The sequence below is a fragment of the Algoriphagus aquimarinus genome (genome assembly GCF_007997215.1).
Lineage (GTDB): Bacteria > Bacteroidota > Bacteroidia > Cytophagales > Cyclobacteriaceae > Algoriphagus > Algoriphagus aquimarinus_A.
The window spans coordinates 141,590-154,955 of sequence record NZ_VORW01000001.1 but is presented as its reverse complement, the minus strand read 5'-3'; the positions used below and the strand labels follow the sequence as shown (position 1 = coordinate 154,955).

General features: G+C 42.6%; 9 protein-coding genes. All 9 read right to left on the bottom strand.

The annotated features are described in order from the left end of the window. Window positions 1–139 precede the first annotated feature (139 nt). A complete protein-coding gene (locus ESV85_RS00655; RefSeq protein WP_146914351.1) occupies window positions 140–2,557 on the bottom strand; it encodes a TonB-dependent receptor domain-containing protein in 2,418 nt (805 codons plus the stop codon). Further along, entirely contained in the window at window positions 2,538–3,914 is a 1,377-nt protein-coding gene (locus ESV85_RS00650) for an HTTM domain-containing protein (protein WP_223275878.1), read from the bottom strand. The genes ESV85_RS00655 and ESV85_RS00650 overlap by 20 nt, the downstream gene beginning before the upstream one ends. Beyond that, window positions 3,901–4,989, bottom strand: coding sequence for an imelysin family protein (locus tag ESV85_RS00645; protein WP_191321869.1), 1,089 nt, complete (start codon window positions 4,987–4,989; stop codon window positions 3,901–3,903). The genes ESV85_RS00650 and ESV85_RS00645 overlap by 14 nt, the downstream gene beginning before the upstream one ends. Window positions 4,990–5,103: 114 nt before the next feature. Next, window positions 5,104–6,279: a DUF4856 domain-containing protein gene (locus tag ESV85_RS00640; protein ID WP_146914349.1), complete on the bottom strand. Its 1,176-nt coding sequence runs from the start codon at window positions 6,277–6,279 to the stop codon at window positions 5,104–5,106. A 440-nt stretch (window positions 6,280–6,719) separates the two neighbouring features. After that, window positions 6,720–7,943 (bottom strand): TolC family protein, encoded by a 1,224-nt coding sequence (locus tag ESV85_RS00635; RefSeq protein WP_223275877.1) that lies wholly within the window; start codon window positions 7,941–7,943, stop codon window positions 6,720–6,722. A 12-nt stretch (window positions 7,944–7,955) separates the two neighbouring features. After that, on the bottom strand, window positions 7,956–11,042 hold the full coding sequence (locus tag ESV85_RS00630; RefSeq protein WP_146914348.1) for an efflux RND transporter permease subunit: 3,087 nt from the start codon (window positions 11,040–11,042) through the stop codon (window positions 7,956–7,958). A gap of 11 nt (window positions 11,043–11,053) precedes the next feature. After that, window positions 11,054–12,562 carry an efflux RND transporter periplasmic adaptor subunit gene (locus tag ESV85_RS00625; RefSeq protein ID WP_146914347.1) on the bottom strand — a complete coding sequence of 503 codons (1,509 nt, stop codon included), beginning with the start codon at window positions 12,560–12,562 and terminating at the stop codon, window positions 11,054–11,056. Between the two features lie 24 nt (window positions 12,563–12,586). Next, a complete protein-coding gene (locus ESV85_RS00620; RefSeq protein WP_146914346.1) occupies window positions 12,587–12,847 on the bottom strand; it encodes a hypothetical protein in 261 nt (86 codons plus the stop codon). 88 nt (window positions 12,848–12,935) lie between these two features. Then, window positions 12,936–13,355 (bottom strand): hypothetical protein, encoded by a 420-nt coding sequence (locus ESV85_RS00615; protein WP_146914345.1) that lies wholly within the window; start codon window positions 13,353–13,355, stop codon window positions 12,936–12,938. Between the last annotated feature and the right edge of the window lie 11 nt (window positions 13,356–13,366).

Sequence of the window (13,366 nt, the reverse complement as noted above, 5' to 3'; positions counted from 1 at the left end):
TCCAAGTCCTAAAGGTGGCGTTGCGTGTCGTAAAGTCATTTTTTAAGCCACCACTATTTTCGTCAAAATAGCTTGGTCCTGGCCTCGAAATTTCCTTCATGTAGCCCCAGAAATTCAGTGTCCCCTTTTTATTAACTTCTTAAAGCTTGAATTGAAGTGTAAAATAATACCCTCTACCATCAGACGGTAAAATCCCAGGTCCGGGGTATCCGGTGGCTCTCCGGGTAAAGTAAACGGAATTTGCCAAATTATTCACATTACCCTCCAGTCTAAACCACTTCCATTGATATGAAAGGCTTAAGTCCATAATGGAATAAGAGGGTATGATTCCAACAACTGCCGAAACTCCACCATCGATTGCATTCGTGGCATCTGAATACTGATCCGAAAGATAGGTATATTGGAAATTGGCTTTGAATTCTTGATAACCTATTATAAGACCTGATTTTAAGTTGACTTTAGGTACAAATTCAACCTGGTTTCCTTCCACTCCAGGTACTTCGCTGGCCTTATAAATAGAATTTATCAAAGCCAAGTTGCCGAATACTGATCCAGCCCATTTGGTTCGTTCCGGCAAGAGTGTCTTCATTACATTCCATTCTGCATAGGATTCCAATCCTTGAATTACAGCCCGACCAATGTTTCCTCTTTTTCTCAAAACACGGTTGTTTTCATCGTAAAACTGGACCTCTCCGATGCGGTTGTCATAATTTAGGTAAAATAAACTCAGGTCATAATTGATTACTCCGGTCTGATCCGATCGGACACCCAAATCCATGGAATAGCCTTTTTCATCCTGGAGATTTTGGTCAACGACTGCCGAAGGATTGGTGACCCTCATGTCGCTGAATGTGATCGAACGGTAATTCTGTGAAACGTTGCCGTAGAATTCGGTTTTGACACTGGGTTTATAGCTGATCCCCAAGCCCCCGATCAGAAAATCCCGTGTATTGATCCGGTATTCTTCAGTGACTGTTCTTTCGAGGATGTTTCCGGCAAGATCACGGTAAACAGTGGCATAGTACCCATCTGCTGTTGTTTTGATGTATTCAAAGCGAATTCCGGGTGTCAGAGATAGCTTTTCGGTCAGGAAAAATATGTTTTCAAAAAACAGGGACGTATTTTTGTTGGGAAACCGATAATCGTTCAAAAGGCTGTCATCGTCTTCGATGTAGTCGAAATCCGGACCACTTCCTGTGCTGCCAAAGCCTTGGGTACTGTGGTTAAATCCACTATAGTACCTTGCTCCTATCAAGCCGATGGACTGGATTTTACCAAGGCTATACCTTTTCAGAAATCTTGCTTCTGTTCCCCAGTTTTGAAAATCGCCCTTGATCAGATCCCGCTGACTATTGTCATCAATCGAGGCTACCCGATTTGGTCGGAAACCGACCGCGTAGCGATATGCATTGAGGCCGAAAAACCTCAGATTGAATGAGTTGTTTTTGTTGAATTTATGATCAAGGTGGAATGCATATAGATTCCAATCCACACTGAACCAGTTTCTTTCCCGGTTACTTTGCCGGGGATCTTCTTCGTACATCTGGTCGGTAAGTCCGCCGGGCTGCTGGGCCAGGTAATTCATCTTGGTAAAATCAATGCCGATGTCAGTCTTTTCTGTGATCTTATAATTCACATTTGAATAAAATGTGTAATTCTCAAATTGGGAGTTTGGTCTCCAGCCATCTCCCTTTTTGTATTGGAGGAATGAATAATAGCTGATTTTCCCAACTGTACCGCTGACACTTGTGAAGGTATTGTAAAACCCGAAAGAGCCCAGAGATTGGCGTGCGACCAGCTCCAGTTTTTTGTCCTCTACAGGTCGCTTGATGACAAAGTTGATCAATCCTCCAAACTGTGTCCCGTATTGCAGGGAAGCGGCTCCTCTTACAATCTGAATCTTGCCGATTCCTTCCAAAGGGGGAGTATAGTAGCTCTCGGGATATCCCAATGCATCGGCACTGATGTCGTATCCGTTTTGGCGTACATTAAAATTGGAAGTTCTGTTAGGATCCAGGCCTCTCCCGCCGATGCTCAACTGAAGTCCGGCTCCGTCATTTTCCCAAATATTCAATCCTGCGACTTTGGAGTAGACTTGTCTGGCATTGTTGGTAGAGAGGTTGGCGGTGAGGTTTGAGGGAATGATGACTTCGGATTTTTTTCCTTCATAAAGCCCCATGTTTTCTACAGCATTCATTCTGTTCAGCCCCAATGTGGTGGTAGAAGTGACCAAAGCCTCATCCAGTTCCTGGGCCTGAGGCTCCAGATAAACCTGGATCGATTGATCCTTCCCCTCCAGGTTCACCTGTAGATTTTTGTATTTAAAGGAACCACTGGTAAAGTGTACGGTATAGCCACCATCAGGAAGGAGGTTGAAAACAAACTCGCCTTTTTGATTAACCTCGACCAACCGGGATCCGTCGTTGAGATAAACAGTGCAAGAGGATACGATGGAATTGTCGTCTTGAGATTTGACGGTTCCTTTCAGCTGGAATTGTGCCCAGACTGAAAATGGACTCAGCAACATGGTAACTAAACTAAAGACCTTTAATCTCATCGTGGAAGGGTGTTATCCAATATTTTGGAAGGAAAGACTCGTTTTCTTTGGACAGATCCACGCCCGGTTTTACAAGTGGTCTGCCTATTCGTCCGTTCAGCGAAACATAGCTGTCCACAAAGACCTGTGGATTTTCCATGCCCCGGGAGGAGAAATAATCCCGCAGGATATGGGCAAATTCTAACATCATATCCGGCTGTGTAGCCATCATTTTTTCTTGTTGGGGGGTCAAAAACTCTGAATTGTTGACCTCAATAACCTTTCCTGAAGAATCTTTTACGACAAAGGTTGCTGTCCCCATTTTTTCCATCAACATGACTCTCCAGGAAAATCTATATCCTTCTTCTGTCCAAAAGAGTTCTCCCGGATAGAGCCAATACCGAAAAGGCAGGAGCAATTGGATCATAAAGAAGAAAGTAAAAATGGTAAGTATGAACCTGCTTGCCGGTTTGCTGTACCGATAGGTGTGATCGCTGGAAAGAAAGGATTGAGAAAACCGAAGAGCTTTTCCGATCCTTTGGAGCTGCTTTTCATGAAAACCTTCGGAGAAGAAAATCATCGCTGTGAAAATCATGATGTAAGGAAACATCCCAATAGGAAACAGAAGGGAGGTTAACAAATGAAAAGCAATGACTGACAAGAAGGCGATTACTCGGGTGGGTCGATAAGACAACAAAAAACCGATACTCAGGTCATAAATGCATCCGATCCAGCTGAATGCATAAGCAACCCAAAGTTCATCGAATAAGTCACCAATTAAGGGAAGGTCATTTTTTGCAGGCAGCCAGATTTTCATGGGAAGAGCTTTCAGCAGCCAGTCGCTGTTTAACTTGGCCAAGCCAGCGTAGAAATACAAGATAACCACCATGACTTTGATGGACAGAGTGGTCCATGCCGGTATTCCGGACGAGTTTAAGTTCTTATTATTTCGGGCATCCAACCCAAAGCAAGCGTGTGCAGGCAAAAAAATCATCAGGAAACTGATCAGACTGATGAAATAATAGTGATTGAGATAAGTGGTCTTATCCATCAGTTCGATATAAGTGAAAGACAGAAAAAAAATAATGGTGGCGGAGCGATACCATAGTCCCAACGCAATGAGCCCTGCGCTTCCGGCTGCTATTATAAAAAGCACATAGGTGTATTCTCCCCAGGGCTGTACCCATTCAAAACCATAAAATGAGAAATGATATTTGGGGGAAATGAAAAATTCATGGATCCAGCCTTTCCACCAAAACCGGATCATACTGACAAACATCAATAAACCAAACAACATCCTGAATACCGCCAGGGGTGCACAGGATGTCGTTTTGGTTAAAAAAGTATGAAGCTTGCTTGCAGTGTTAGTCACCATCATTATCTGTATAGGTAATGGTAATGCTCATCGCAGAGGTCATATCCACTTTAAGGATTCTGACCAATTTTTGCATTTCATTGTAGAGGCTGACCATAGGCTGGTTATCGGTCAGAATCTGGTTGTATAAGCTGGGGGTTAGCTGGTTCAGTCTTGTGTCGATGACGACAAATTGCTCGTTGATATAATCGGAAAGTAATTTTCCCGTGGAAGGATCTTTGGCACCCAATGAGTTCAGATAGGACTTCAGAGAAGGGCCGGTTTTAGAACCTGCTGCTCCGTTAAAAAAGTCTTCGAATGACTTCTGTGCTGTTTGGGCCAATTCCCGAGAAATCTCCTCGCTATAGAAAGCCTCGATTTTATCGGGATTAGGGACTCCGGAAGCTGCAATGGTTGCACCTGATGGGATTCCGATTTTACCGGATCTGACGTGGCGCTCGTAATACAGCACGTAAGCATTGACCATACCAGCAGTGGAAGAACCGATGTCCAGTCCGGTTTTGTTGATGAATTCCTCTTTGTACGCACCATTCCATTCGGAGATAACATTAGAAAGCATGCCATCCATCCTGATAGTCAGTTTGGTCAGGTAAGCGAGCCTCTTGGAGCCAAGGTTCTGTTCCTGGTAGTAAGCTATTATTGCCTGGTCATTAGCCCCAACTCCATTAATGAGGAAGTCCAGAGCAGGAAAGCCTTGCCGGGCATAGGCTCCGGGCAACTCAAGATTTGCAGTTGGATCAGATATGTTGGATTCTATCCCTGCAACATCGGCCGGATATATATTGAAGAAGCTTCTCAAGGTGTATTTTTCGGCAGGGCCGACTTCATACATTTCCACTTTTTGCCAATTGAGGTAGGCATTTTTCCAGGCTTCTCTCAACGAACCCAGGTTTTGGCTATTGGGACTTGCGGCAAACGCATTTGCTCTCAGGGCAAGGGTTTCCATGTGGGAATCAAACTCCAGATATCCTGGCAGGATCATGGATTCTGCCCAAAAGGTCAACATTTCCTTACGGTCACTGGAACCGTCTTCGGAAATGTTGTCACTTTGTTTTGAATCTTCCAGGCATCCGGTCATGGAGACAATTAAAAAGATCCAAATTGAATTTTTAAACAATGTTCTTACCATTTCATTTAGAATTAAAATGGTACCGGGATTTACCGGTACCATTTTGCTTGAATCAAGTGTTATTTATAAACCAAACTTAGCTTTGATCGCTAGTTCTGCCGCATTGATCTTTGAAGCGTCAAGGTTCCAAAAATCATTGGTGCCTCCCACCAGGTTTAACAGGATGGCGTCCGAGAACATGGCGTCCGCCTGATAGGTAGAGGCGAATCTTAAAGAGTAAATAAAGCCCAATCCTTCCCCAATCGCGTGCGCTCTCTTATCGTCAGAGGTGCTGGTTCTCCATTTTCCCAGGTAACCCAATGCAGCGTTAGCAAGGGCTTTTTCAAATTCCTTCCGGATAAAAAGTGCCTGAATTTCCAGTTCAGCTCTATCGTTATTGACGATGGCAGCCCTTCCCTTTAAGAAGGCAGGGAAAATTTTGGCATAGCTTTCTTTATTGTATTCCCAGATGTAAGAACCCGCTCCGAATTCAGACAAAGGTCCTCTCTGACTGTCCGTGTATCCTTCCAGATAAACAGGATTCAAGGTCAGCATCCCGTAGGCCATGTCCCAATTGTGCTCCAGTTTTGTGTAGTTTTTTCCTTCGACCAAACTGTAATTATCCGCATTGAGACCTTCTTTCAGCAGTACATTGCCGATATAGTCTAATTGAAGGGCTCCGATCAGGGATTTTTGAATTACCTGGGCGATTTCAATTCCGTTTTCGTCCACCAGATAGGTGCCCAGCATTCCTGCCGTATTTGAAGTGGCAGCTTTATTCAAAGAAAGGCTGGCCTGTTCTAGTTGACTAAACATCAATCCGAAATTAGTTTTGGTCGTGGTGGCTTCGGCTTGCGATCTTGATGCTGCCACCATCTCACTGAGACTAAGGCTAGAACTATTCAATGCAGTTCCGCTTACTGAAATTCCGGTATCTGTTATGTCAATAAATGAATTTCCTGTGTTGGAAAACAAATTTGAAGCTTTCTGAGCCTGGATTGTGGTTTTTGCCTTGATGCTTGAGGTAAAATAATAATTCAGTGACTGGAACATTCTTAGTGAAGTATTTCCCTCTGTCAGGTCCACCGTGGTCGTCCCGGTAGTAGCCAAAAATTGGCCCGAATAGGGGGAAGAAGCCACCAAACTGGAGTATTCAATCTTAGATCTCAGGTTTGGCTTTTCGTTTTCAGTTTCGCAGGAAGAGAAACCTACAAGGCAAATCCCCAATATCAATGCGTGGTTTTTGAAATAATTAATCATGGATTTTGGTTGGTTTGAAATATTTTTGACAAATCTATTTATTTAGACTGAATCTAAAAAGACTATTTAGAATTTTTCTAAATAAAAAGGAAAAAATTCCTTGTGGGTCATTCCCGATTTCAAAAAACGATGAAATTGACCCCGGTTGAACGATTTAAACTAATCCCTGTTTGACCCGCATTAAACATTGACTGAACAGATGAAATCAAAAGGGATAGTAAAGGTTTGCTGAACGAACCTAACAACTCCAAATTAGTATTTAAATTTCTGCCACGAATTTAATGGAGATCTGACAGTACAAGGTTGGTCTCCCCAAAAATCGAATTCATAAATACTTGAATACTAGGCTAAAAATCCCTCTTTAATGGTAATTCAAGTGGGATTTAGATTTCTAAAACCATATGTTGACTGCACGCTTGTTCAATAATTAATTTCCGGAATCACAATTTGTATTTGTATAGCTCAGAAACAGTCTGGTGATAATCTCTTTCAGTTTTCAGATAATTACGAAGCGCATCATAATAGTATCCCATCTCTAGGAAGTACTCTATACTTGAAATCTGACCCAAAGTCAAAGACTTGTCCAATAATTCAGTATTATTTAATGATCCAAAAAGCGTCTTGTATTCATCGAGAGTGATCTTCAAGTTGGTGTATTTTTCATAAAGACTAAGAATTTTGTGGAAGTGCTCATTTTTATGCTCCTGAAGATTTAATTCATTTGAGACCAAACTTGCTTGTCTGACTTTTACTGTGTTTTTGTTTTCCCAGAGGGGTATGGTCATTCCAACATGAAGTCCTTGGAAAGTTTGGCCCAAAATAGACTGGTATCGATAACCTGCTTCCATTCTCGGAAGTGACATAGCTCGACTAAGCACTACCTGACTTTTGGCAACATTTATTTCTTGCTCTAAATACTTCCTAACCGGGTTTGCCGCTTCAATTTCATTTTCTATTGCCTCAAAACTTGGTATTTCTGGTTGTTGTGGATAATCTGTATCTGTCAAGATGATTGAAATTCCTCCATTAAGCTCTGTCAGTTTCTGATTGAGCTGATTTATAGCAGAAATGTTTTCCTGAAACTCCGAATTGATTTGGATCAATTGGAGTTTTGCTTTATTCACATCAAGGATATTACCATCGCCTTTATCGAGCCGGGTTTGAAAGTTTGAAAGCCATTTCTCAGTATTTTGCTTTCTTATCATCAACTCTTCTTGTAATTTATTTCTATAAATCAGCTCTAAAGCGACATTTCTTGCTTGGAGAAGTATTTCTTGCCGGGCCGCGGCCAGTTGAAGTTCTGCTTTCGCAATTTGATCGTTGGATAATTGCTTTTTCTTACCATAAGCAGTCGGGAAATCAAAAGACTGAGTGACTGCAAATTCTGTTTGGTTTCCTGCCGTGGCAGGAGAACCATTCAGGTAGTCATAGTCAACTTTTGGATTATAAGGGGAAAGACCCACCTTATATTGTAGTTTTTCTGCCTCCCAAAACTGTTCATTAGCAAGAATGGTTTTATTGTTTGCTGAAATCGACGACAGAACTGAATCAACTTTGGTTTGAGCATTGCCAGATAAAGTGAAAATCATCAGGAAAATCATCAGGAATGAATAATGAATTAAAAGGACTTTCAAATCCTTTTTTTTCAAGCTTATTTGTTTCATTTCTATCTTTGGTTAAACTTTTCCATTCCTGTTAGCCATGAAATATACAGCTGGAACGATGAATATATTGAGTAGTGTTGAAGTTAACAGCCCTCCGAGAATTACTTTAGCCATCGGACTTTGAATCTCGTTTCCAGGCAAATCACCTGCGATAGCCAAAGGAATCAAAGCCAAGCCAGCAGTCAAAGCAGTCATTAATATTGGACTTAATCGATCTTTCGAACCTTGAATAATGGTCTGATAAAGATCCATCCCTTCTGCCTGAAGTGTCTGGTAATGTGAAACCAACAAGATCCCATTTCGGGTAGCCACCCCAAAAAGGGTGATAAAGCCAATTATGGCGGGAATACTTAGAATGCCGCTTGTGAAATAAATACTAAATACACCGCCGATCAATGCTAGAGGCAAGTTTAACAAGATGATACCGGAGATTTTGGCATTCTTAAACTCCTGAAAGAGTAATAAGAAAATGATAAGAAAGGATAGTAAGGAGGTAGCAAGCAAGGTTTGGGATGCTTCAGCTTCAGCTTCAAACTGTCCTCCATATTCGATATGGTAGCCTTCCGGCAGGATAACTTTTTCGCCGACGATTTGCTGAATTTCCTGAACAACGCTTTTTTGGTCTCTTCCTGCTACGTTGGCAGAAACGACTGTTTTTCGCTCAACATTTTCTCTGTTTATGGTATTTGGTCCGCTGGTACTGACTACATCAGCAATGTAATGAAGTGAGATTTTTGGTCCATCATGGGTGTCGATCAATGCATTTCGGATATGTTCTATTTTAGTCCGATTTTCTTCCCCGAATCTGACGATCAAGTCAAAGGTTTTGGCATTTTCATAAATATCAGAGACTTTTTCTCCTGCAAAAGCAACATCTACGAATTCGTTAAACTCACCCATCGTGATTCCATAGTGGTTGAGCAAGTCTCGCTTAGGTTTGATTTGGATATGAGGAATTTCCACCTGTTGCTCCACACTCAAGTCCACCAACCCTTCTACATTCTGAATCTCATTTTTAATTTGATTAGAAAGGGAGAACAATTTACCAAGGTCATTTCCGAAAATCTTGATGGCTATATTGGCACGAGTTCCTGATAACATATGGTCAATTCTATGACCAATAGGCTGTCCTATAGTGATATTTGCTCCGGCAATTCCGGTTGTTTTCGCTCTGACATCAGCCATGAAATCTTCCCTGCTTCTGTCACCGAGGGTAAACGGAGCATCAATTTCAGATGCGTTTACACCTTGGGCATGTTCATCCAATTCCGCTCTTCCTGTCCTTCTGGTTGTAATTGCTATTTCGGGAACCGTAAGCAATGCTTTTTCGATTCTTATGCCGATTTGATTACTTTCTACCAGCGAAATTCCTGGTAAACTGACCAAACTTACGACCAATGAACCTTCATTGAATTCAGGCAAAAAGCTCCTTCCTAATTGAGCAAAGGCAAGAATAGCGAGTGCAAATAATGCCAGGCAGCCAATTATCATGGCTTTTTTCCAGCGAATAGCTTTTTCCAAAAGCCTGACGTACCCAATCTGAAGTCGTTCTACCAACCAACTTTCTTTGTGTTGCTTTTCCAACATTCTATCATTGGTAAGCAAATAGCTACAAAGCACCGGTGTCAGGGTGATGGAAACGATCAGTGATGCGAAAAGGGAAACAATAAATGCAATCCCCAATGGAGCAAGAAGTTTTCCTTCCATTCCAGAAAGGAAAAACAGCGGAATGAAAGCGACAATAATTATAAAGGTGGCATTGATGATGGAAGTTCGGATTTCGAAGGAAGCATCGAAAATGACTTTAAGTTTGTTTTGCTGTTCCGCCAGTGGTTTTCGGGCATTTTCTTTCAATCGCTTGAAAACATTTTCGACATCGATGATTGCGTCATCTACCAAATCACCGATTGCGATTGCCATTCCGCCCAGACTCATGGTGTTAATCGTAAAGCCGAGCCATTTAAGTGTCAGGATAGAGACAATTAATGAAATCGGTATGGCAACAAGGGAAATGGCAGTTGCCCTCCAATTCATTAAAAACAGGAACAGAATGATAATTACAAAAACGGTTCCTTCGATCAGCACTTTTTGAATATTGCTGATTGAGGCATTGATGAAATCTGCCTGCCGGAATATTTGAGTATTAATGTGAATATCGCCTGGCAAATTGCCCTGTATATCTGCCACAGCGGCATCTATTTGATCCGTTAATTCCAGCGTGTTGGTGTCAGGCTGTTTCATGACGGTCATGATGATGGCGGGTTCGCCCTTCAGAGAACCATCACCAATTTTGGGAGCGGGTCCAATTTTGATCTCTGCGACATCTTCAATCTTGACAGGATTTCCACCAACCATTTTGATGATGGATTTCCCTATTTCCTTGACTTCATTGGTTCTTCCGATACCTTTGACGATGTATTCATTACCAAATTCATTTAGAAATCCTCCGGAAGAGTTTCCATTAGCCTCCTTGCTTGCTTCTACTAATTCCGAAAGGGAGATTTGGTAAAACTCCATCTTTTGAGGAGAGGCCAAAATCTGGTATTGCTTGTATTCGCCTCCGATTACCACGACCTGAGCTACACCGCCGGTAGCCAACAATCTGGGTCTGATCGTCCAATCTGCAATGGTTCGGAGATCCATTTGATTGGTGGAATCTGCGGTCATGCTGATTAGCATGATTTCCCCCATGATGCTTGCCTGAGGAGCCATCACTGGATTTCCGACTCCAACTGGTAGTTTTTCGCCTACCGCTATGACCTTTTCATTGACAATTTGTCTAGCTTTAAAAATATCCGTATTCCATTCAAACTCCACCCACACGATTGATATTCCCGCAGAAGATGAGCTCCGCACCCTTCGCACATTAGTAGCCCCGTTGACTGAAGTTTCGATGGGAAAAGTGACGAGCTTTTCCACTTCCTCCGGAGCCATTCCATGTGCCTCGGTCAGGACCACCACCGTGGGGGCGGTCAGATCAGGGAATACGTCAACTTCCATTCGGGAAGCCACATAAGAACCAAAGATTAGCAACAATACAGAAGCGACTAGGATCAGCAGTCGATTGTTAAGTGCGAAGTGTATAATTCGATTTAGCATCTGGAAGATTTTTAGTGTTCGTGACCGTGGTCAGGTAATTCTCCAGATGCAGATGAAAGCTTAATTTGGTAAGCCCCTTTGTAAACCACCCTTTCACCTTCTGCTACACCGGAGAGAAGCTGAACAGCTATGCCGTCGCTCAAACCGACTTTAACTTCTCGCTTTTGAAAACTTTCTCCAGCAGTCTGCACATAAACATAATAATTGCCTTGCTCCTCCAACAGTGCGGAGGCCGGAGCCACCAACGCCTTGGGGATAGGGGATGATTTGAGGTAAACCTCCGCCGCCGCTCCTGGAATCAAGTCGCCGATGTTGTCGATTTCGAATGTGATAGGAATAAACGGCGCATTTGCAGAAGTACTCCTGCCATATGAAATCACTTTCCCATTTAATTGCTTGGTATCAAAAACCGTCTCCACACCCGCCAGCTGAAAATTGGCTGCATTGATGGAGGGGAGCTTATTGAAATATTTCTGGGAAATATTTGCCTGAAGAACAAGTTTCTTGTTTTTGGAAATGACAGCCAAAGGAGTCCCCGCTGATACATATTGGCCTTCTGTTACCAATATGTTTTTCACAAATCCACTTATAGGAGATGAAATCCGCTGTCCTCCGGCCGTGTAGTTTTTGCCAATCGTGTTATAAGCTGTTTGGGCATTTTCAAATGCTAACTTCGTTTGAAGAAAATCCTTCTGGGAAATGATCTGATCTTTGACCAAAATACTGGACCGTTCAAAATCCAACTTCGCTTTTTCGTAATTGGCTTTTGCTTCGATATACACTGCATCAATATTTCCATCGGTTACATTGCCTCCAGAAATCATGAATAGGCCGGTACCGGAATTCACCTCTGAACCTACCAAAGTCTTGGTGCCGGAAAACTGCACGGTTCCGCCGGCATTGGCCGTGACCATCCTTTCATCTCCCGGAGCAGACAGAAGTTGCCCGTGTGTTTTAATTACATCAGTAAAATCCTGGCGTACCACAGGTGCGTTTGCAAACTCCACTTTCCATGCTTGCTCCTTCAAGTAAGTAATCAAGTCTGCTTCCGGTGTCAGCACCTGTTGCTTATCCAAGGCTTCATTTTCATCCGCATAGATATTGATATTCTCGATCACGATCTGATCACTGAATTCTGGCGTGATAATATCAAAAATGAGCTTGCCTGTTCCGGCAGTATTAGGATTGAGGGCCAGGCGGAAAATACCGGGAGAACTCGCAGAATCCGCTGTGCTCCTGATTCCCTTTTCTCCTACCAGCAGACTAACGGTGACTTTGCCTTCGGTAAGAGGTAGAAAATTTTCACCCAAAAGTGTAAAGTGAGCAGCAAAGGAAGATACTTTTCCAACTACCAGTGGTCTGAATTCTACAAAGAGTTCAGTTTTATCGGAATAAATGGTGTAAGCCAGCGGCTGTAAAGCACTCATTTCTGTCCCAAGGTCTTGCCCATCTTCCGAAGTCCGAGTACAACTCAAACATGAAAAGATGAGCAAGACCATCAGTAATGATGATCTTGTCATTTTAAAAGGATTTAAATAGAGGGATTAATGGTCGTCGCCTTCTTCGTGCTCATGGCCGTGCTCATCCGATGCTTTCGCAGCACTGTCTGCAGGGGCAGTAAACTCTTCTTGCTTGAGCTCGACTTCTTCATGATCGTCGTGAACTGCACCATCTTCATGTTGGTGAGTGCCTTCAGCCTCTGTGTGATTTCCGTCGGCATCATGAGCGTGATCTTCAGTTTTTTTATTTCCGCAACCGACAACCAACAGAGAAGCAACAGCAAATATTAGAAGTGAATTTTTCATCGTTTTTTGATTTTTGATTTGATAAAATTAGGGTCACAGCAAGCCCCAGAAAAATGGCTGGTGAAGTACCCTTTAATACAAAAAGGAATTAAACGATGCGAGCCGGGGGTGCTCGTAATCCTGTGGGAAGGAAATATTTAAAATTCCGGAAGACTGGCCGGAAGGGGGGTGATTTTTCTCCGATTATCGACGAAGAAATGGGAGAAAATAAAGTGAAGGTTACTCCATCGATGGATGAAATGATTTTACCTTCCTCTAGTTTACTTAGGTCATTACCGGTTAAAAAGGTAACTCCATTTCCTGCGTGTTGGAGTACAGAAAATAAATGTTCGAAGTCAGGAGATTCACTCGGACTCTCATGATCAGTATCATGATGGTGATCATCTGAATGATGATGCTGAGCCAGTTCTTTGTTCTCCTCGTGATGATGATGGGGAAAGATGTTATGCCCCAGCATGATTGCCAGAGCTAAAAGCATTGTCACTATGGTCCAATTTCTTTTTAACATCTAACCAAAGA